The sequence below is a fragment of the Catenuloplanes japonicus genome, from assembly GCF_000717135.1.
GTDB lineage: Bacteria > Actinomycetota > Actinomycetes > Mycobacteriales > Micromonosporaceae > Catenuloplanes > Catenuloplanes japonicus.
This window is the reverse complement of sequence record NZ_JNXY01000028.1, coordinates 32621-55392: the sequence shown is the minus strand read 5'-3', so window position 1 is coordinate 55392 and position 22772 is coordinate 32621. Positions and strand designations below refer to the sequence as shown.

4 protein-coding genes and 2 pseudogenes are annotated in these 22772 nt (G+C 74.0%); 4 read left to right on the top strand and 2 right to left on the bottom strand.

The window, feature by feature from the left end; genetic code table 11:
* Positions 1 to 80: 80 nt before the first annotated feature.
* Both OP04_RS33845 and OP04_RS33840 read right to left on the bottom strand, forming a co-directional pair.
* Entirely contained in the window at positions 81 to 1526 is a 1446-nt protein-coding gene (locus OP04_RS33845; protein WP_033344005.1) for a PepSY-associated TM helix domain-containing protein, read from the bottom strand.
* A gap of 175 nt (positions 1527 to 1701) precedes the next feature.
* Entirely contained in the window at positions 1702 to 2946 is a 1245-nt protein-coding gene (locus OP04_RS33840) for a nucleotide disphospho-sugar-binding domain-containing protein (protein ID WP_332309699.1), read from the bottom strand.
* 264 nt (positions 2947 to 3210) lie between these two features.
* Between OP04_RS33840 and OP04_RS55955 the strand changes: the two are divergent.
* From OP04_RS55955 to OP04_RS48680, 4 genes and pseudogenes are all read left to right on the top strand, one after another.
* Positions 3211 to 4614: pseudogene (locus tag OP04_RS55955) on the top strand (type I polyketide synthase); the annotation flags it as partial.
* A pseudogene (locus OP04_RS55950) lies at positions 4581 to 9302 on the top strand (acyltransferase domain-containing protein); the annotation flags it as partial. The pseudogenes OP04_RS55955 and OP04_RS55950, both read left to right, overlap by 34 nt.
* A gap of 242 nt (positions 9303 to 9544) precedes the next feature.
* The gene (locus OP04_RS50370; RefSeq protein WP_157240728.1) at positions 9545 to 18253 is read left to right on the top strand and encodes a type I polyketide synthase; all 8709 of its coding nucleotides are present in this window, start codon (positions 9545 to 9547) and stop codon (positions 18251 to 18253) included.
* A complete protein-coding gene (locus tag OP04_RS48680; RefSeq protein ID WP_157240726.1) occupies positions 18199 to 22749 on the top strand; it encodes an SDR family NAD(P)-dependent oxidoreductase in 4551 nt (1516 codons plus the stop codon). Before OP04_RS50370 ends, OP04_RS48680 begins: the two co-directional genes overlap by 55 nt.
* Positions 22750 to 22772 lie beyond the last annotated feature (23 nt).

The following is a 22772-nucleotide window of genomic DNA, read 5'->3' as shown; positions in this document are numbered from 1 at the left end:
CGCGCGGAGAGCCTCGGTCCGATCCACGAGCGGCATGAAAGAGGGCGTACCGGGCCCCGGACAGGCCCGGTACGCGAGGGTCAGCTGCCCGCGTGAGGCGGTGAGACCGGGCGAGGGCGGCGGGCACCCAGGAGCGCGTCGATGATGATGAAGGCGGCCAGCGGGATGCCGAGGAGCGGCAGCGCCCAGCCGATCGCGAAGATGACCAGGATGCCGGTCACGATCGCCCAGGCCGGGACCGTGCTCCAGTCGACGCGCGGGGGGAGGGTGCCGACCGGGGCGCGACGGTCGGCGCGGGTGGGGCGGCGCTGCCACCACATGCGGTAGCCCCAGAAGATGACGCACAGCAGGCCGAGCGCCAGGGCGGCGAGCAGCAGCTGGTTGGCCACGCCGAACAGCATGCCCATGTGGGCGTTGATGCCCCAGCTGGTGAGCTTCGCGGTGAACGGCCAGTCGGCGAAGTTCACCCGGTCGACGACCGTGCCGGCGGTGGTGTCGACGGCGACGCTGTCCAGGTGGTTCGGCAGTTCGGCGTCGGTCTGGCTGACGGTCCAGGCCGAGTTCGCGTCGGCGGGCGGGGTGATCGAGACCGGGCCGGAGAGGCCGTTGTCGCGGGCGACGCGCAGCGCGATGTCGATGCCGACCGGGTCCGCGCCGGTGGCCGGGGCGGCGCCGCCGCCGTGGTGTCCGCCGGCTTCGGCGGCCGGGGCGGAGGTGAGCGCGGTCGAGACGTACGGTGTCCCGCCCTTGATCTGGTCGATCAGCAGGCCGAAGTTCGCCCCGGCATAGTTCGACCAGGTCAGGCCGGTGGCGGACAGGCCGAGCAGGCCGACGAGCAGCCAGGCGCCGACCGCGCCGTGCCAGCCGCGCGTGCGCCGGACGCCCTTCTTGGCGGAGAGTTCCGGGGCGAAGAGTTTCCGGACGGCACGGCGGCGGCGCCACCAGAGCACGATCCCACCGAGCGCGATTACCCACAGCCAGCTCGCGGCCAGCTCCGAGTAGAGGTTGCCGATCGTGCCGAGGTGCAGGTCGCGGTGCAGGACGTCGAGCCACGACTGCAGTGGCGTCCAGCCGAACTGGGTGGTCAGCTGCCCGGTCACCGCCCCGGTGTACGGGTTGACGTAGACCGTGTGCACCTTCTCCTCCGCGGCCAGCTCCGGCACCGCGAAGTCGACGTGCGTCGTCCATTCGCCGCCCTTCACCCGTACCCCCGTGATCGTGCCTTCGGGGTGTGCGGCGCGCGCGGCGGCGAGCTGTGCGCCGATCGGGACCGTCTCGCCGCTCGCGTCGTCGACCAGCAGTTCCTGGGAGTAGATGATCCGGTCCAGCGTCGGCGTGGACACGAACAGCAGGCCGGTGGTGGCCGCGACGACCAGGAACGGCGCGATCAGGATGCCGGCGTAGAAGTGCAGGCGCAGCAGCAGCGCGCCGAACGCGGAGCTGCCGTTCGCCCGGCGTGGGGCGGCGGCCGGCGCCGGTTCCGCGGGTTGAGGGGGGTGCGTGTCGGCGGTGGTGGTGACGGACATCGGCTCTACCTCGTCAGGGTCGGTGGCGCGCGCGGGCGCCGGTATCCGGTGATGACCGCCGCCACACCGGTCCCCACGATCTCCGGCGCGACGGCGGAGGCCACCGCATCGACGGCAGCCTCCGGCCCCGTAGTCGCGCGCGCGTGCCGAAAAGTTCCCGCGAGGTTTTTGAAGATCAAGATCCGTCGGGGGTACGGTCGCCCGCGCTGAGGAGATCGACGAGCGCGGCGGCCGTCTGGGCTGGCGTGGGCATGCGGAACATCTCCGCCCGCAGCGCGGTCGCGGCCCGCCGCTGCTCACTGTCGCCGAGCAGCCCGGACACGACGTCGCCCGCCTCGGCCGCCTGATCCGGCGTGAGGGTCACGCCCGCGCCGGTGCCGGCCAGGCGTGCGGCGTTGAACGGCTCGTCCGCGACCTCGGGGATGCTGACCTGCGGGACGCCGTGCGCGGCCGCGGTCAGGATCGTCCCGCTGCCGCCCTGGTGCACGATCGCGTCGCAGGTCGGCAGCAGCAGGTGGATGGGCAGCTGGGGAGCCAGGCGCACGCCGTCGGGGAGGTCGCCGAGCCGTTCCGCGTCCGCCGGGGTGATCGCGAGGACCACCTCGAGGCCGGGCTTGGCCACGGCGCGCACCACCTCGGGCAGCAGGAACCGCTGCTGGCTGGTGAGCCCGCCGGTCATCGTCCCCCAGGTCACGCAGACGCGGGGCCGGTCCGGTGGCACGCCGAGCCAGGCCGGCCGTTCGCCGGAGCCGTTGTACGGCACGAACCGCGTGCGGAACCGGTGGATGTCGAAGTCCAGCTGCATGCTGGCCGGGACCGGGTCGACGACCGCCTGCGCGTACTCCTCACGCACCTCGACGCCGTACCTGTCGAAGAGTTCCACGAAGGGCGACGGCCACATCACGCGCGGATCGACGCCGTGCGGCCCGCTCTGGCCGGGTGCGGCCATGTGGCTCATGTTGTCCGGCCCGAGCAGGTGCCGGACCAGCGGCACACCGGTGATCTGCGTGGCAAGCACCGCGGCGTAGACCCACGGGTCGGCGATCACCACGTCGGCCCGCCAGTCCCGGATGAGCCGGACCAGGTCGTCGGTCATGCCGTCGGCACAGCGCGCGTACGGCGTCCACATCATCCGGAGCAGTTCCCGCTGCTCGTCGGCGGTGAGCCCGACGAGCGCGTCGGTGGTCAGCTTGCGGCCGAACGTCTCCCGGATCTCGGTGTCGACGGCCTGATAGGCGGCGAACGTGTCGTATCCGTCGCCGACCAGGGTGTGCACCATGCCGGTCTTCGAAACGGTGTCGCTCATCACATCTCCGCACGCGACGAGAACGTCGTGCCCGGCGGCCCGGAACGCCCACGCCAACGGCGTCAATACCCGGTAATGGGTGGGATAGTCGAACGGAGCGAACAGTACTCGCATGTGGAGTGTCCTCTCTGACCACTGGGGACGGCGTGCGGCGGGGTGCTGCCTCAGGCTGTGATGTGCGGCTGGAGTGGAAGCGCTTACACCGTAGGGCAACAAGCGACGCCGGACAACCGTCCTCTCTTGTGGACGAGCGGGACCGTTGACGATCTCTGGAGCGGCCGGATAGCGTCGTATTGCCGGTCTTGGATCGGCGATTGCTCCCTGCCGGGCCGATGAATCGTGCATTTCTGCTGAAGCTGGTGAATGGCCGAGCTTCAGATCGTCCGATCGCCGTCACCGAATACGTCGTATTCCGACAGGAGGCGCTTCATGTCCATTGGTAGCGACGGGTCCGTGCCGGCGGGCGGGGATCCCGTTGTCATCGTGGGGATGAGCTGCCGTTTCCCCGGCGGGGTGACGTCACCGGCCGGGTTGTGGGACCTGGTGGCGGGCGGTGTGGACGCGATCGGGGCCTTCCCCGCCGACCGCGGCTGGGACCCCGCGACCCCGCCCGGGACCGGCGGATTCCTGCAGGGTGCGGCCGATTTCGACGCCGGTTTCTTCGGGATCTCGCCGCGTGAGGCGCTGGTGATGGACCCGCAACAACGGCTGTTGCTGGAAGGTTGCTGGGAAGCGCTTGAAGACGCCGGCATCAGCCCGGATGCGTTGAAGGGGACACGTACGGGTGTCTTCGCCGGTGCGATGCATCACGATTACGGCGCCTCTTTCACGCTCGCCCAGACCGCCGGATATGGGCTGACCGGCGGCTCAGCAGGCGTTATCTCGGGTCGCGTCGCCTATTCACTCGGATTGACCGGTCCCGCCATCACTATTGACACCGCTCAGTCCTCTTCGCTAGTGGCATTGCATCTGGCCGTCCAATCGGTACGATCCGGCGAATCCACGCTGGCGCTCGCCGGCGGAGTAACCGTCATGTCCACGCCCAGGTTCCTCGCCGAGTTCTCCCGAATCGGCGGGCTGGCGGCGGACGGGCGGTGCAAACCGTTCGCCGCCGCCGCCGACGGAACCGCCTTTTCCGAGGGCATCGGCATTGTGGTGGTCGAGCGATTGTCCGATGCCCTGCACAATGGACATCGCATTCTCGCCGTGGTCCGCGGAAGCGCCGTGAACCAGGACGGCGCCTCCCACGGCCTGACCGCGCCCAGCGGCGCCGCCCAGGAACAGGTCATCCGCGACGCGCTCGCCGCCGCCGGCCTGACCGGGGCCGACGTGGACGTGCTGGAGGCACACGGCACCGGCACCCGGCTGGGCGACCCGATCGAGGCCCGTGCGGTGATCGCGGCCTACGGCAGGGAACGCGCCGTTCCCCTGTTGCTCGGCTCCGTGAAGTCGAACATCGGCCACACCCAGGCCGCCGCCGGCATCGCCGGGGTGATCAAGACGGTCCTGGCCCTGCGGCACGGCATCGTCCCGCCGACGCTGCACGTGGACGAGCCCACGCCACAGGTCGACTGGTCCAGCGGGTCGATCTCGCTGGCGACCGTGCCGGCACCCTGGCCGCGGACCGGCGGCCCGCGACGCGCGGGCGTCTCCTCGTTCGGTATCAGCGGCACCAACGCGCACGTGATCCTCGAACAGGCACCGGCGGAGGCACGGCCGGCGCCGGCTCCCGCGCCGGCCGTGGTTCCGTGGGTGCTGTCGGCCCGGTCGGCCTCGGCGCTGCGCGGTTCGTCGGCTTCTCGGTGCTGGACGTGGATCTGCCGCTGGATCGGGTGGATGTGGTGCAGCCGGTGTCGTGGGCCGTGATGGTGTCGCTGGCCGCGGTGTGGGAGTCGCTGGGCGTGAAGCCGAGCTTCGTGGCCGGGCACAGCCAGGGCGAGATCGCCGCCGCGGTCGTGGCCGGCGCGTTGTCGCTGGAGGACGGCGCGCGAATCGTGGCCTTGCGCAGCAGGGCACTGCTCGCGCTGGCCGGCACCGGCGCGATGGCCTCGGTCGCGCTCCCGGCCGCCGACGTGCGCGCGCGACTGACCGGCGATCTCTCGGTGGCCGCGGTCAACGGTCCGAGGTCGACCGTCGTGTCCGGTGATCCCGCCGAGCTGGAATCCCTGCGGGAAACCCTGACAGCGGAGGGAGTACGCGTCCGGCAGATCGCCGTCGACTACGCCTCCCACTCCGCGCACGTGGAGCGCATCCAGGATCAACTGCGCCAGGACCTTTCGCCGGTACGGCCGCGGCCCGGCCACGTGCCGTTCGTCTCGTCCGTGACCGGCGCCCTGCTGGACACGGCCGAACTGGACGCGGACTACTGGTACCGCAACCTGCGCCGGACGGTCGAGTTCCAGGACGCCACGCTTACGCTGCTCGACCGCGGCGTGGACGTGATCATCGAGGTCAGCTCGCATCCGGTGCTCGGCATCGCGCTCCAGGAGACGCTCGAATCCCGCGAGTCGTCGGCTGCGGTGGTCGGCACGCTGCGCCGTGACGACGGCGGGCTGGACCGCGTCGTGCTCTCGGCGGCCGAGGCTTTCGTCGCGGGCGCGGACGTCGCCTGGGACTCGCTGCTGCCCGGCGGCCGCCGCATCGCGCTGCCGACCTACGCCTTCGCACGGCAGCGCTTCTGGCTGACGGGCGCCGAGACGGACGCGGTACAGGGTGCGGGCATGCGGCAGCCCGCGGCGACGGAGCCGCTCGCCGGACTCGGTGAGAATCCCGCCGGGCTGGATGGGCGTTCCACGGGACAGGGCGATGACCACGTCGGGCTCGGTGGGCGCTCTGCCGGACCGGGTGATGGCCACGTCGGGCTCAGTGATCGCTCTACCCGGCCGGGCGATGGCCACATCTGGCCGGCTGATCGCTCTGTCAGGCTGATGGACGGTCACGTCGCGCCGGATGATGGCTTTGCCGGGCCGGGCGATGGCCTCGCGGGGCCGGGTGATCGCTCCGCCGGGCCAAGCGATCGTTCCGCCGGGCCAAGCGATCGCTTCGCCGGGCCGGGGGAGAGCGACCGGCGACACGCCCTGCTGCGCATGGTGCGGGAGCACGCGGCCGTCGTCCTCGGCTATGCCGACACCGGCGTGATCGACCCGGCGAGGACGTTCAAGGACGCCGGCTTCGACTCGGTGAACGGCATGGAGCTGCGCAACCGCCTGTCGGCCGCCGCCGGTGTCCGCCTCCCCCCGACCCTCGTCTTCGACTTCCCGACACCCCGCGAGGTCGCCGACCACATCCTTGCCGCGACCGCGACCGGGACCGCGACCGGGACCGCGACCGGGACCGCGACCGGGACCGGGACCGCGACCGCGACCGGGACCGCGGGCCCGGACTCGAAGCCGGCCGCGAATGCGGGAGCGGATCCGGGCGCGGACAGGAGAGCGGGCCTGAGGTCCGGCGCGAGCGCGGACAGGGCCGCGGACACGGCAGCGAACGTGAACGCACGAGTGGCCGGCACGGCCGGCTCGTTCGACGGCGGGGCCGCGAGCGCGGATACGGGGGCTGGCCTGGAGCGCGCGCGGACAGCTGCGGGGACGCATGCGGACGAGCGAGCAGTCGCGGGCACGGCTTCAGGGGCGCCCGGGACGACGGCCGCGGACACAACCGCGGTCCTGGCGCCGCCCGCGACGACGGCCGCGGAAGCGGACCGATCCCCGGCCGCGACGACCGGCCCGCGCGCCGCCACGATCTCCACCCCCGCCGACGACCCCATCGTGATCGTCGGCATGAGCTGCCGGCTCCCCGGCGGCGTGGCCTCGCCCGACGACCTGTGGCAGCTCGTCCTCGACGAGACGGACGCGGTCGGCGACTTCCCCGAGGACCGTGGCTGGGACGTCGACGCGCTCTACGACCCCGACCCCGGAAAGCCCGGCCGCTCCTACACCCGGCACGGCGGCTTCCTCGCCGGCGCGGCGGACTTCGACGCCGGCTTCTTCGGGATCGCGCCGCGCGAGGCCCTGGCCATGGACCCGCAGCAACGCCTGCTGCTGGAGACCTCGTGGGAGGCGTTCGAACACGCCGGCATCGACCCCGCCACGCTGCGCGGCAGCCGCACGGGCGTGTTCGCCGGCGTGATGGCCCAGGAGTACGGACCGCGGCTGCACGAGCCCGCGAACGGCGCCGACGGCTTCCTGCTCACCGGCACCTCCGCCAGCGTCGCGTCCGGCAGGATCGCCTACACGCTCGGCCTGGAGGGGCCGGCGGTAACGGTCGACACCGCCTGCTCGTCCTCGCTGGTCGCGTTGCACCAGGCCGTGAACGCGCTCCGCCAGGGCGACTGCGACCTGGCGCTGGCCGGCGGCGTCTCGATCATGGCGCGTCCCGGCATCTTCCTGGAGTTCTCGAGGCAGCGTGGCCTGGCCGCGGACGGTCGCTGCAAGTCCTACTCCGCGTCCGCCGACGGCACCGGCTGGGCCGAGGGCGCGGGCGTACTCGTGGTCGAGCGCCTCTCCGACGCCCGCCGCCGCGGCCACCGGGTGCTCGCCGTGGTCCGCGGCAGCGCGATCAACCAGGACGGCGCCTCGAACGGCCTCACCGCCCCGAACGGCCGCGCCCAGGAACGCGTGATCCGCGCGGCCCTGACCGGCGCGGGCCTGACCCCGGCCGACGTCGACGCGGTGGACGGTCACGGCACCGGCACCGTGCTCGGCGACCCGATCGAGGCGAACGCGCTGCTGGCCACCTACGGCCAGGACCGTGCCGAGCCGCTCTGGCTGGGCTCGCTAAAGTCCAACATCGGCCATGCGCAGGCCGCCGCCGGTGTCGCTAGCGTCATCAAAATGATCATGGCGATGCGGCACGGCATCATGCCCCGCACGCTGCACGTGGACTCCCCGTCCCCGCACGCCGACTGGGACTCCGGCGCCGTTGCGCTGCTCGCGCAGGCCCGCCCGTGGGAGTCCCGGCGTCCGCGCCGGGCGGGCATCTCCTCGTTCGGGATCAGCGGCACCAACGCCCACGTGATCATCGAGCAGGCCCCCGCCCCGGACCGTCCCGCCCGTACCGTCTCGATGCCGGTGTTCCCGCTCGTCCTGTCCGCCCGCGACGACACCGCCTTCAAGGACCAGGCCACGGGGGTACGACAGCGGCTCTCCCACGGCGCCGCCCCCGCCGACGTGGCCTGGTCGCTGGCCTCCGGTCGCGCCCGCTTCGACCACCGCGCCGTCATCGTCGGCGCCGACCGTGACGAACTCGTCGCCCGCCTCACCGACCTGGCCGAAGGCCGCGAACCGGCCCGGACCGCCGCGGGGGAGCGCGACGACGTCGTGTTCGTGTTCCCCGGCCAGGGCTCGCAGTGGGCCGGCATGGCCGTCGAGCTGCTGGACTCGTCCCCGGTGTTCGCCGCGCGGATGGCCGAGTGTGCCGACGCGCTGGCGCCGCACGTGGACTGGTCGCTGCTGGAGATCATCCGCAGCGGCGAGGGCCTGGATCGGGTCGACGTGGTGCAGCCGGTGCTGTGGGCTGTGATGGTGTCGCTGGCCGCGCTGTGGAGGTCGCTCGGCGTCACCCCGTCGGCGGTGGTCGGTCATTCGCAGGGTGAGATTGCCGCGGCCTGTGTCGCGGGCGTGCTGTCCATTCAGGACGCCGCGCGTGTGGTCGCATTGCGCAGCAGGGCGTTGCTGCGTCTTGCGGGTCGTGGTGGCATGGTCTCGGTCCCGTTGCCGCGCGCCGAGGTCGAACAGCGCTGGCCGGCTGTCTCGGTCGCCGCCGTGAACGGCCCGTCGACCACGGTCGTCTCCGGCGACGTCGCCGCCCTGGACAGGATTCTGCGCGAGTTCGATCGGGCGAAGCGGATTCCCGTGGATTACGCGTCGCACTCCGCGCACGTGGAGGAGATCCGCGACGAGCTGCTGACCCTGCTCGCCCCGATCACACCCCGGAGCGGCGAGGTCCCGTTCCATTCCACGGTGACCGGTGGCCTGATCGACACGGCGGTGATGGACGCGGAGTACTGGTACACCAACCTGCGCCAGACCGTGCTCTTCCAGCCGGTCATCGAGTCCCTGGCCGACGGCAGGGCGTTCGTCGAGGTCAGCCCGCACCCGGTACTCACCATCGGCGTGCAGGACATCCTCGACCGGAGCGGCCGCAACGACGGGACCGGCCACGGCAGCCGCGGTGCCGCCATCGGCACGCTGCGCCGGGGCGAGGGCGGGCTGCGCCGCTTCTACCGGTCGGCCGGGGAGTTGTTCGCCCACGGCGTGCTCGTCGACTGGCCCGCCGCGTTCGCCGGGTCCGGCGCCATGCACGTGGATCTGCCGACCTACCCGTTCCAGCGCGACCGCTACTGGCTCAACACGGCGTCCGCGCTCGACGCCTCCGCCGACCACCCGCTGCTCGGCGCGCCCGTGCACGTCGCCGGCACCGACCAGATCCTGTTCACCAGCCGCGTCTCCCGCACCACGCACCCGTGGCTCGCGTGGGGATCGCCAGTGGCGCCGGCGTTGGGGTGGGGATCGCCAGTGGCGCCGGCGTTGGGGTGGGGATCGCCAGTGGCGCCGGCGTTGGGGTCGGAATCGCCAGTGCCGCCGGCGCTGAGGCCGGAATCGCCAGTGCCGCCGGCGCTGAGGTCGGGGCCGCTGGGGCTGCCCGCGCTGAGGTCGGAACCGCCGGTGCCGAGGCGGGGACCACCACGCTGGAAACGCTGGCCCTGTCCACGCCGATGCTTCTGCCCGCCCTGGGCCGCCTCCAGGTGCAGGTCGCGGTCGGTGCGGCCGACGACGCAGGCCGCCGCCCGCTCACCGTGCACTCCCGCCCGGACGAGCCCACCGGCATCTGGACTCTCCACGCGACCGGCACGCTGACCAGGAGCACGGCTGGCACTCTGGCCGGGAGCACGCCTGGCACGCTGACCCGGGGCGCGACCGGCGGTCTGTCCGAGAGCGTGGTCGGCACGCCGACCCGGAACGTGGCCGTCGCCCCGGCCGAGAGCGCGGCCGCCGCCTCGACCCAGAGCGTGGCCGGCACGCCGACCCAGAACGCGACCGGCACGCTGATCGGAAGCACTGCTGGCACTCTGGCCGGGAGCGCGCCCGGCACGCTGACCGGGAACGCGACCGCCGCGGCGACCCGGGGCGCGGACGCCGCCCTGGCTCAGAGCATGGCCGGCACGCCGGCCCAGAGCACCGCCGCCACCACCCCGGCCACCGGCACCTGGCCGCCCGCCGGTGCGCAGCCCGTCGACCCCGGCGAGCACCTCGCCGCCGCCTGGCGGCACAACGGCCAGATCTTCGCGGAAGCGCGCCTCGCGGATCAGGCCGCGCGCTTCGGCCTGCACCCCGTGCTGCTGGACGCGCTCGTCCACACCGCCGCCCTCTCCCGTGACGAGGCCGTGGCCGCCGCCGGATGGCACGGTGTCCGGCTGCACACCTCCGGCGCCGAGACCGTGCGCATCTGCGTCGCCCCGGACCTGGCCGTGCACGTCACCTCCGCGACCGGCGACCCGGTGCTGACCGTCGGCCGCCTCGCGCTGCGGCCGCTCACCGACGACGAACTGGCCACGCCGGACAACGCGCTGTTCGAGGCCGTCTGGGTGCCGTTCCCGCTGACCGCGACGGGTGCCGGCACCGCCTTCGAGACGCTGGACCTGCGCGGGCACACGGACGACGTCGTCGCCGACGTGCACGAGAAGACCCGGCGTGCGCTGGCGGCGTTGCGGACGCCGCCGGCGGCGTACCTCCTCGTGCTCGCCGGTCTGGATCTTGCTTCTGCGGCGGTCAACGGTCTGGTGCGGTCGGCGCAGCTGGAGTACCCGGGGCGGATCGGGCTGGCCGCGCTGGACGACGATCCCGCGTCGGAGGCGCTGGTGGCCGCCGCGGTCCGCTCCGGCGAGCCGGAGGTCAGGATCCGGGCGGGCAGGGCCGAGGTCCCGCGGCTGGTACGCGTCGCGGCGTCACGACCACAACCGGTCGATCCACGGGGTACGGTGCTGGTCGCCGGCGGAACCGGCGCGCTCGGCCGGATCGTGGCCGCCCACCTGGGCACCGACCGGATCGTGCAGGTCGGACGCGCGGACCGGGACCGGCTGGAGAGCATCCTCGACGGCATCCCCGACCTCTCCGCGGTCGTGCACGCCGCGGGCACCACCGACGACAGCCTGCTCTCCGCCATGACGGAGGAGCAGCTCGCGGACGTGCTGCGGTCCACGGCCGACACCGCCTGGCGCCTGCACGAGCTGACGAAGGACCGCGATCTGGACGCGTTCGTGCTGTTCTCGTCCTCGACCGGCACGTTCGGCAGCGCGGGCCAGGGCAACCAGGCCGCCGCGAGTGCCTTCCTGGACGCGCTCGCCCTGCACCGCGCCGCGGAGGGCCTGCCCGCGACCTCGATAGCCTGGGGCGCCTGGAACGTGGACGGCGGCGTCAACGCGGGCTGGGGCATCGACGACTGGGCCCGCTACCGGCGCAGCGGTTTCCGGCGGATCGCGCCCGCCCAGGGTGTCGCGCTGCTGGACGCGGCCTGGGGCCGGACCGCGGTGGTGGCCGCGCCGCTGGACGTGGCCGCGGTGCGGGCCAGTGGCGCGATCCCGTCCGTGCTGCGCGACCTGGTCCGGGGCACGCCGGAGCAGTCCACGCCGGTGAGCCGGCTGGCCGCGCTGTCCGAGGCGGATCAGACCCGGGAGCTGCTGGAGCTGGTACGCGGTGTGGCCGCGACCGTGCTCGGCCACGCCGGCGGGGCCGCGATCCGGGTGGACCGCCGTTTTCAGGAGCTCGGCTTCGACTCGCTGACCGCGGTCGACCTGCGCAACCGGCTGTCCGTGCGGACCGGCGTCCCGCTGCCCGCGACGATGATCTTCGACTACCCGACGCCGGCCGCGCTCGCCGCGTTCCTGCGCGCGGAACTCCTCGGCGAGACGGACAGCGATGACGCGGTCGAGGCGGCGGCCGTGCAGACCGACGACCCGATCGTCATCGTCGGCATGGCCTGCCGCTATCCGGGCGGCGTCGCCTCGCCCGAGGATCTGTGGCGGCTGGTCGCCGACGGCACGGACGTCATCTCGGACTGGCCGGCCGACCGCGGCTGGGATGCCGACGCGCTCTACCACCCGGACCCGGCCCACCCCGGCACGTCCTACGCGCGGTCCGGCGGTTTCCTGGACGCGGCCGCGTTCGACGCCGAGTTCTTCGGGATCTCGCCGCGCGAGGCCGTGGCGATGGACCCGCAGCAGCGGCTGCTGCTGGAGACCGCGTGGGAGGCCGTCGAACGCGCCGGCATCGACCCGGAGACGTTGCGCGGCAGCAGCACCGGCGTGTTCACCGGCATCGCCGGGCAGACCTACGTCGGCGCGGACGGCGGCCCGCCGGAGTCCGAGGGCTACTACCTGACCGGCAGTCTCGGCGCGGTCGCGTCCGGCCGGATCGCGTACTCGCTCGGCCTGGAGGGCCCGGCGATCACGGTCGACACCGCGTGCTCGTCGTCGCTGCTGGCGATCCACCTGGCCGCGCAGTCGCTGCGCTCCGGCGAGTCGTCGCTGGCGCTGGCCGGTGGCGCGACCGTGATGGGCTCGCCGTTCCTGTTCGTGGAGTTCTCCCGGCAGCGTGGCCTGTCCGTGGACGGCCGGTCCAAGGCGTTCGCCGCGGCCGCGGACGGCATCGGCTGGTCCGAGGGCGCGGGCCTGGTCGTGCTGGAACGGCTCTCCGACGCGCAACGGCACGGGCACCCGGTGCTGGCGGTCCTGCGCGGCTCGGCGGCTAACCAGGACGGCGCGTCCAACGGCCTGTCCGCGCCGAACGGCCCGGCGCAGCAGCGGGTGATCCGGCAGGCGCTGGCCAACGCCGGACTGCAACCCTCCGATGTGGACCTGATCGAGGCGCACGGCACCGGTACGACGCTCGGCGACCCGATCGAGGCGCAGGCGCTCGTGCAGACCTACGGACAGGACCGGGCGGAGCCGGCCTGGCTCGGCTCGCTGAAGTCGAACCTCGGCCACGCGTCCGCCGCGGCCGGTGTCGGCGGCGTGATCAAGGCCGTGATGGCGATGCGCCACGGCACGATGCCGAAGACGCTGCACGTGGACGCGCCGACGCCGCTGGTGGACTGGTCCGCGGGCGCGGTCTCGCTGCTGACCGAGGCGCGCGCGTGGCCCGCGGACCGTACCCGCCGGGCCGCGGTCTCGTCCTTCGGCGTCAGCGGCACGAACGTGCACGCGATCCTCGAAGAGGCACCCCACGCCGATCCAGCGGCCGCCGTGAGCGCGCCGCCGCCGGTGATCCCCTGGGTGATCTCGGCGAAGTCGCCGGAGGCGCTGCGGGACCAGATCGCGCGGATCCCGTCCGAGGGCGACCCGCTGGACGTCGCGTTCTCGCTGGCCACCACGCGCACGCTGTTCGCGCACCGCGCGGTCGGGATCGGATCCCTGGCCGAGCCCGTGACCGGCGTCGCGGACCTCGGCGGCGACGTGGTGTTCGTGTTCCCCGGCCAGGGTTCGCAGTGGGCCGGCATGGCCGTCGAGCTGCTGGACTCGTCCCCGGTGTTCGCCGCGCGGATGGCCGAGTGCGCGGACGCGCTGGCGCCGTACACGGACTGGTCGCTGCTCGATGTGGTCCGTAACGCCGACGGCTTCGATCGGGTCGACGTGGTGCAGCCGGTGCTGTGGTCCGTGATGGTGTCGCTGGCCGCGCTGTGGAGGTCGCTCGGCGTGACGCCGTCGGCGGTGGTCGGCCATTCGCAGGGTGAGATCGCCGCGGCCTGCGTCTCTGGCGCACTGTCCATTCAGGACGCCGCGCGTGTGGTCGCATTGCGCAGCAGGGCTTTGCTGCGTCTTGCGGGTCGTGGTGGCATGGTTTCGGTCCCGTTGCCGCGCGCCGAGGTCGAACAGCGCTGGCCGGACGTGTCGGTCGCCGCCGTGAACGGTCCGTCGACCACGGTCGTGTCCGGCGACGTCGCCGCCCTGGACAGGATTCTGCGCGAGTTCGATCGTGCGAAGCGGATTCCCGTCGATTACGCGTCGCACTCCGCGCACGTGGAGGCGATCCGTGACGAGTTGCTGGCCTTGCTCGCCCCGATCACGCCGCGCGGCAGCGACGTGCCGTTCCACTCGACCGTCACCGGTGGCCTGATCGACACGGCGGTGATGGACGCGGAGTACTGGTACACCAACCTGCGCCAGACCGTGCTGTTCGCGCCGGTCGTCGCCGCGATGGCGGCCGGACAGGCGTTCCTGGAGGTCAGCCCGCACCCGGTGCTCACCATGAGCCTCCAGGACATCCTGGAGGAGACGACCGGCTCCGGCCTGGCGACCGGGACGCTGCGCCGCGACGAGGGCGGCCTCGCGCGCGTCCTGCGGTCCGCCGCCGAGCTGTTCGTGCGCGGCGTGCCCGTCGACTGGCCCGGCGTGTTCGCCGGCACCGGCGCGACCCGCGTCGACCTGCCCACCTATGCGTTCCAGCGCCGCCGCTACTGGATGAGCAGAACGTCGGCCGCGAGCCGGTCAGGCCACCCGCTGCTCGGCGCGCCCGTCCACCTCGCCGCGACCGGCCAGATCGTGTTCACCGGCCGGATCGGCCTGTCCACCCACCCCTGGCTGGCCGATCACGCGCTGCTGGACACGGTCCTGCTGCCCGGCGCGGCCATGGTCGAGATGGCGATCCGGGCCGGCGACGAGTGCGGCAGCACGGTCCTGGAGGAGCTGATCCTGCGCACGCCGCTGGTGCTGCCGTCGCGCGGCGCAGTCGTGGTGCAGGTGTCCCTCGGCCCGCCGGAGGACGCCGGACGCCGGGCCGTCACGATCCATTCACGGCCGGACAGCGACGGTACGCCGTGGACGCTGCACGCCGAGGGCAGCCTCGGCACCGACACCGCCGGCGCCGGGTTCGACCTCACGGCCTGGCCACCACCCGCCGGTGAGCCGCAGCCGGTCGACGACCTCTACGCGCGGCTGGCCGCCCAGGGCCACGGCTACGGCCCGGCCTTCCAGAACCTGCACACCGCCTGGCGGTACGGCGAGCACCTGTTCGCCGAGGCCGCGCTGCCCGAGGCCGCGGACGGATCCGCGTTCGGCCTGCACCCGGCGCTGCTCGACGCCGCGCTGCACGCCTCCGTGTTCTCGGACCGGCCCGGCGCGACCGGTCCGCGTGCGCTGTTCGCCTGGCGCGGTGTGCGCCTGCACGCCGCCGGCGCGTCCGCGCTGCGGATCGACATGGTCGCGACGACCGACGACACGGTGTCGCTGCGGCTCGCCGACCTCGACGGCGCGCCCGTGATGACCGTGGACGCGGTGGCGATGCGCCCGGTCGACGCGGTCCGGCGCAGCGCGGACGACCTGTACGACGTCGAGTGGACGCCGATCACCCTGCCCGAGCCCGCGGACACGTCGTGCGAGGTCGCGGACTTCCGCGCACCGGCCGGGCCGGTCGTCGGCACGGTCCACGCGCAGGCGGCACGCGCGCTCCGGGTCGTCCAGGACCGGCTGCGCGCGGAGTCCGGAACCCCGCTGGTCATCCGCACCGATGCCGAGCCGGGCGCCGCCGCCGTGCACGGCCTGGTGCGCGCCGCCCAGTCCGAGCACCCGGGCAGGTTCGTGCTGGCCGACGTGGACGACGAGACCGTGCTGGCCGCGATCGTCGCGTCCGGCGAGCCGGAGGTCCGCGTCCGTGACGGCCGGGCCTGGGCACCGCGCCTGGCCCGGGTGACCACGACCGCGCCCCGGCGGCTGCGCGGCACCGCGCTGATCACCGGCGGGACCGGTCTGCTCGGCGCCACGTTCGCCCGGCACCTGGTCACCGCGCACGACGTGACCACGCTGGTGCTGACCAGCCGCCGTGGGCCGGACGCGCCGGGCGCGACCGCGCTCGCGGCCGAACTGACCGCGCTCGGCGCCGAGGTCTCGATCGTCGCCTGCGACGTGTCGGACCGGGACGCCGTGGCCGCGCTGCTCCGGGACATCCCGGACCTGACGGTGGTGCTGCACGCCGCGGGCGTGCTCGACGACGGCCTGACCGCGGACCTCACGCCGGACCGGCTGGCGGACGTGCTGCGGCCCAAGGCCGACGCGGCCTGGCACCTGCACGAGCTGACCGGCGACCTGGACGCGTTCGTGCTGTTCTCGTCGCTGTCCGGCGTGATCGGCAGCCCGGGGCAGGCCAACTACGCGGCCGCGAACACGGTCCTGGACGCGCTCGCCCGGCACCGCGCGGATCTGGGGCTGCCGGCCACCTCGATCGTGTGGGGGCTGTGGGAGCAGAGCAGCGGCATGACCGGGCACATGAGCGACGCGGACGTGGAACGGCTGCGCCGCACCGGACTGCGCCGGATCGCCACCGCGGACGGGCCCGCGCTGCTGGATTCCGCGCTCGGGACGTACCGGCCGATGGTCGTGGTCTCGCCTTTGGATCTTGAAGCGGCGCGTGCGTCGGGCGCGGTGCATCCGGTGCTGCGCGGGCTGGTGCGCGGGCCGGTCCGGCAGAAGGCCCGCGCCGGAACGGGTGCGGGCGACCCGCTGGCCCGCCGGCTGGCCGGGCTCGCCGAGGACGCGCAGGCCGAGGCGGTGCTGGAGATCGTGCGCGGCGAGGTCGCCACCGTGCTCGGGCACGGCGGCGGCGCATCCGTGCAGGCGGGCAGGTCGTTCAAGGAGATCGGGTTCGACTCGCTGACCGCGGTCGACCTGCGCAACCGGCTGACGGCCGCGACCGGCACCCGGCTGCCCGCAACGATGATCTTCGACCACCCGACGCCGGCCGCGCTCGCGGAGTTCCTGCGCGGCGAACTGATCGGTGTCCCTCAGGCCCGGCCTGAGGCCACGAGGAACGCCGCGACCGACGACGACCCGATCGTCATCGTGGGCATGAGCTGCCGGCTGCCCGGCGGCGTCTCCTCCCCGGACGACCTGTGGCGGCTCGTCGCGGACGGCACGGACGCGATCGGCGGGTTCCCCGAGGACCGCGGCTGGGACCTCGACGCGCTCTACGACCCGGACCCGGAGCACACCGGCACGTCCTACACCCGGCACGGCGGATTCCTGACCGGCGCGGCGGACTTCGACGCCGGCTTCTTCGGCATCTCACCGCGCGAGGCCGTCGCCATGGACCCGCAGCAACGCCTGCTGCTGGAGACGTCGTGGGAGGCGCTGGAGGACGCCGGCATCGACCCGCACACGCTGAAGGGCACCAGCACCGGCGTCTTCGCCGGCGCGATGTACCACGAGTACGCCACGCTGACCGGCGCCGCCGAGTCGGAGGGATTCGGGCTGATCGGCGGCGCGGGCAGCGTCATCTCCGGCCGGGTCGCCTACGCGCTCGGCCTCGAAGGCCCCGCGGTCACCATCGACACCGCCTGCTCGTCCTCGCTGGTCTCGCTGCACCTGGCCGCGCAGTCGCTGCGGTCCGGGGAGAGCACGCTGGCCCTGGCCGGCGGCGTCACGGTGCTGTCCTCGCCGGACGTGTTCGTCGAGTTCTCCCGGCAGCGTGGCCTGTCCGCGGACGGGCGCTGCAAGGCGTTCGCGTCCGCGGCCGACGGCACCGGCTGGGCCGAGGGCGTCGGCATGGTCGTGGTCGAGCGCCTCTCCGACGCCCGCCGCAACGGCCATCGGGTCCTCGCCGTGGTACGCGGCTCCGCCATGAACCAGGACGGCGCGTCCAACGGGCTGACCGCGCCGAACGGCCCGTCCCAGCAGCGCGTGATCGGCCAGGCGCTGGCGAACGCCGGGCTCACCGCCGCGGACGTCGACGTGGTGGAGGCGCACGGCACCGGCACCCAGCTCGGCGACCCGATCGAGGCGCAGGCGCTGCTCGCCACGTACGGCCAGGACCGCGACACCCCGGTGTTGCTCGGCTCGCTGAAGTCGAACATCGGCCACACCCAGGCGGCCGCCGGCGTCGCCGGCGTGATCAAGATGGTGCTGGCCATGCGCCACGGCATCGCCCCGAAGACGCTGCACGTCGACGCGCCGTCCGCGCACGTGGACTGGGCGTCCGGCGCGGTCTCGCTGCTGACCGAGGCCGCCGCCTGGCCCGGCACCGGCCGCCCGCGCCGGGCCGGCATCTCGTCGTTCGGCGTGAGCGGCACCAACGCCCACGTCATCCTCGAACAGCCGTCGCCGGAACCCGTGCCCGAGCCCGCTGATCCCATGGCGGTCGTCCCGTGGGTGCTGTCCGCGAAGACCGCGCCCGCGGTGCGCGCCCAGGCCGGCCGCCTGCGCGCCCACCTGACGGACGACCTGGCCGCGGCCGACGTCGCCTCGTCGCTGCTGACCGAGCGCGCGCTGTTCACCCATCGCGCGGTCGTGCTGGGCCGCGACCGGGACGAGCTGCTCGCGGGCCTGTCCGCGCTGGCGGACGGCGTCTCCGCGCCGGGCGGTTCGTCGGCTTCTCGGTGCTGGACGTGGATCTGCCGCTGGATCGGGTGGATGTGGTGCAGCCGGTGTCGTGGGCCGTGATGGTGTCGCTGGCCGCGGTCTGGGAGTCGCTGGGCGTGACGCCCGCGTACGTGACCGGGCACAGCCAGGGCGAGATCGCGGCCGCCTGCGTCGCCGGTGCGCTGACGCTGCAGGACGCGGCCCGCGTGGTGGCGTTGCGGAGCAGGGCGCTGACCGTACTGTCCGGCGACGGCGGCATGGTGTCGGTGGCGCTGCCGGCCGGGCGCGTCCGGGAGCTGCTCGCCGACTATCCCGGGCTGTCCGTGGCCGCGGTCAACGGACCCTCCTCGACCGTGGTCTCCGGCGACGGTGACGCGCTCGACCGGCTGCAGGCCGCCTGGGAGCCGGACGTACGCGTGCGCCGGATCACCGTCGACTACGCGTCCCACTCCGCCCACGTGGAACGCATCGCACCGGAGCTGCTGCAGGCGCTGGAGCCGGTCCGGCCCCGGAGCGGGCGGATCCCGTTCGTGTCGTCCGTGACCGGCGAGCTGCTGGACACGGCCGGGCTCGACGCCGGCTACTGGTACCGCAACCTCCGGCAGACCGTGGAGTTCGAGACCGCGACCACCACGCTGCTCGGGCTCGGCAGCCGCATCCTGATCGAGGTCAGCCCGCACCCGGTGCTGAGCATGGCGATCCAGGAGACCTGCGACCGGCTGGCCTCGGACGCGACGAGCCTCGGCACGCTGCGCCGCGACGACGGCGGGCTCGACCGGCTGATGACCTCGGCCGCGGAGGCGTTCGTCGCCGGCGCGCCCGTGCGGTGGCAGACCTGGGTACGCGGCCGCCGGGTGGCGCTGCCGACCTACGCGTTCGACCGGCAGCGGTTCTGGCCCGAGATCACGCCGGGGCGCACGGACGTCAGCACGGCCGGGCTGGCAGCCACGGAACATCCGCTGCTCGGCGCCGCGCTCGTGCTCGCGGACGGGCAGGGATACGTGCTCACCGGGCGGATCTCGCTCGGCACCCACCCGTGGCTGGCCGACCATCGGGTACGCGGCGTCGCGCTGCTGCCCGGCACCGCGTTCGCCGAGATGGCGTTGCGGGCCGGCGACGAGGTGGCGATGCCACGGCTGGACGAGCTGGCGCTGACCCGGCCGCTGATCCTGCCCGAGACCGGCGCGGTGCTGGTGCAGGTCGTGGTCGGGCCGGCACAGGACGGGACCTGCACGGTCGCGATCCACTCCAGCCCGGAGCATCCGAACGGTCCGGTGTGGACCCGGCATGCGACCGGCAGGCTCAACGGGCGGGACGTGGCGGAGGCGCCGCGGGACGCGGTCTGGCCCCCGGCCGGCGCGGACGAGGTGGACGTCGCGCAGGCGTACCCGCTGCTCGCCGATCTGGGTCTGGAGTACGGCCCGGCGTTCCGCGGGCTGCGCCGGATGTGGCGGCGCGGGGACGAGACGTTCGCGGAGGTGAGCCGGCCGGAGCCGGGGGAGACCGACACGTTCGGCATCCATCCGGCGTTGCTCGACGCGGCGCTGCACGCGGCCGCGCTGGGCGAGACCGAGACGCACCTGCCGTTCGCGTGGACCGGCGTGACGCTGTTCGCCCGGCAGGCGAGCGTGCTGCGCGTGCGCATCGCACCGGCCGGGCCGGACGCGATCTCGGTGCGTGCCACGGATCAGGCCGGGGCCGAGGTGATCCGCGTCGACGCGCTGGTGACCCGGCCGGTGGACGCCGGGCAGCTCGGACGCCAGGAGACGGCGCTCGGCGCGGCCACGCTGCTGCGTCTGGAGTGGACGGAGCAGCCGTCGGTCGCTGCCGGACCCGGCCGCTGGGCGTCGATCGCCGGAGACGTCCCGGGGGTGCCCGCCTATCCGTCGGTCGACGCGCTGCTCGCCGCAGGAACGCCGCTGCCGGAGGTGGTGCTGCTGCCGGTGCCCGCGGGCGACGACGGACCGGTGCCCGCGCAGGTCCGCGCCCGGCTCGGGCACGTGCTGCACCACCTTCAGGCGTGGCTGCGCGAGGACGCGCTGGCTTCCTCACGGCTGGTCGTCGTGACCCGAAAAGCAGTCTTCACGGGTACGCCCGAACTCTCCCAAGCGCCCGTGTGGGGCCTGGTGCGCACCGCCCAGACCGAGAACCCGGGCCGGATCACGCTCGTCGACCTGGACCTGAGCCTGGACGGCGAGCCGGACCGCGACCTCGGCGGGACGCTGGCCGCCGCGATCGCGTCCGGGCCGGCCCAGGTCGCGGTCCGCGACGGCACGCTCTACGCGCCCCGCCTCTCCCGCGCCGAGAGCGGCGACAGCCTGCCCCTCCCGGCCGGCGACCTGCCCTGGCGGCTCACGGCCGCGCAGACCGGCACGCTGGAGAACCTGGACCTGCTGCCCGCGCCCGACGCGACGACCCCGCTGACCGAGGGCCAGGTGCGGATCGGCGTGCGCGCGGCCGGCGTCAACTTCCGCGACGTGCTGATGACGCTCGGCATGTACCCCGGCGAGACCCGGCTCGGCGCGGAGGGCGCGGGCGTGGTCACCGAGGTCGGCCCCGGCGTGTCCGGCCTGGCCGTCGGCGACCGGGTGTGCGGCCTGTTCACGGACGCGTTCGGGTCCGTCGCCACGGCCGACCATCGGATGATCACGGCCGTACCCCCGGAGTGGTCCTTCGAGACCGCGGCGTCCGTGCCGGTCGTGTTCCTGACCGCCTACCACGCGCTGACCGACCTGGCCGGCCTGCGCCCCGGCCAGTCACTGCTGGTCCACGCCGCCGCCGGTGGAGTCGGCATGGCCGCGGTGCAGATCGCCCGCCACCTCGGCGCCGACGTGTTCGCGACCGCGAGCCCCGGCAAATGGGACACCACCGGCGTGCCCCGCGACCGGCTCGCCTCCTCCCGCACGCTGGACTTCGCGCCGCAGTTCCTGGACCGCACCGGCGGCCGCGGCGTCGACGTGGTGCTCAACGCGCTGGCCGGCGCGTACGTGGACGCGTCGCTGCGACTGCTGCCCCGCGGCGGCACGTTCGTCGAGCTGGGCCGCACCGACGTGCGTGACCCGGACGACGTCCGCGCCGCCCACCCCGGCGTCGCCTACCGGCAGTTCGAGCTGATCACGTCCGCCGGACCGGACCGGGTCCGGCAGATGCTGGCCGAGCTGATGGACCTGTTCCGGCGGGACGTGCTGCGCCCGCTGCCGGTCCGCACCTGGGACATCCGGCAGGCCCGGGAGCCGATGCGGCTGCTGGGCGCGGGCCGGACCACCGGCAAGATCGTGCTCACGGTCCCGGCCGCGTTCGACCCGGGCGACGGCACCGTGCTGATCACCGGCGGGACCGGCGGACTCGGCGCGCACGTGGCCCGGCACGTCGCCGCGCTCGGCGCCCGCCACCTCCTGCTGCTCTCCCGCGGCGGCGAGCGGGCCGAGGGCGCGGCCGCGCTGCGGGCGGAGCTGGGCACGCGGGTCACGATCGTGGCCTGCGACGTCTCCGACCGGGACCAGCTCGCGCACGCGCTCGACGGGGTGCCGCTGACCGCGGTCGTGCACACCGCGGGCGGCCTCGACGACGGCGTGCTGGACGCGCTCACGCCGGACCGGATCGGCACCGTGCTGCGCCCCAAGGCGGACGCGGCCTGGCACCTGCACGAGCTGACCGCCGGGATGCCGCTGACCGCGTTCGTGCTCTTCTCCTCCGCGTCCGGCACGCTCGGCGGCGCCGGACAGGCCGGGTACGCGGCCGCGAACGTCTTCCTCGACGCGCTCGCCCGGCACCGTCGCGACCGGGGGCTGCCGGGGCTGTCGCTGGCCTGGGGGCTCTGGGCGGACCGCACCGGGCTCACGTCCGGGCTGACCGGCAACGACGTCCGGCGGATGGGCGACGGGATGCGGGCGTTGAGCACCGCGCAGGGGCTGGCGTTGCTGGACCGGGCGCTGGCGTACCCCGATGCGATGTTCGTGGCTCTGGGGCTGGACCTGCGGCAACTGCGGCAGGGTGACGCGCCGCCGCTGCTGGCCAAGCTGGTTCCGGCCCGGCGCCGCAGCGTCCCGTCCGCACCGGTCACGGCCGCGATCATGGACCGGCCGGCGCTGGTCGCGCTGATCCGGGCCGAGGCCGCGATCGTGCTCGGGCACCGCGATCCGGCCGCCGTGGACGCGGACCGCGCGTTCAGCGACCTCGGCTTCGACTCGCTGACCGCGGTCGAGCTGCGCAACCGCCTCAACACCGCGACGGGACGACGTCTCCCGCAGACCGCGATCTTCGACTACCCGTCCGTGGACAAGCTGGCCGACCACCTGCTCGGTGAGCTCGGCCCCAGCACCCAGGAACAAGGAGCCGGGAACCTGATGGACACGCTGGACACCATCGAGTCGATGCTGGCGGACGCCGGCGGCACGGAACGGGCCGAGGCCGCCGCACGGCTGCGCGGCCTGCTCGCGACGCTTCCGGCACCGCCGGCCGGGGAGACCGCGAAGGAACGGCTGGGCGGCGCGTCCGCGGCCGAGGTGCTCGACTTCATCACCAACGACCTCGGCATCACCCGGCCGGGGCTGTCCCGCGGCGAGGGCGGCGCCTGATGCCGACCGAAGCCGAACTGCTC

Coding starts and splice junctions, on each gene's coding strand:
- OP04_RS33845 (WP_033344005.1), bottom strand. CDS start 1,526: ATGTCCGTCACCACCACCGCCGACACGCACCCCCCTCAACCCGCGGAA.
- OP04_RS33840 (WP_332309699.1), bottom strand. CDS start 2,946: ATGCGAGTACTGTTCGCTCCGTTCGACTATCCCACCCATTACCGGGTA.
- OP04_RS50370 (WP_157240728.1), top strand. CDS start 9,545: ATGCTTCTGCCCGCCCTGGGCCGCCTCCAGGTGCAGGTCGCGGTCGGT.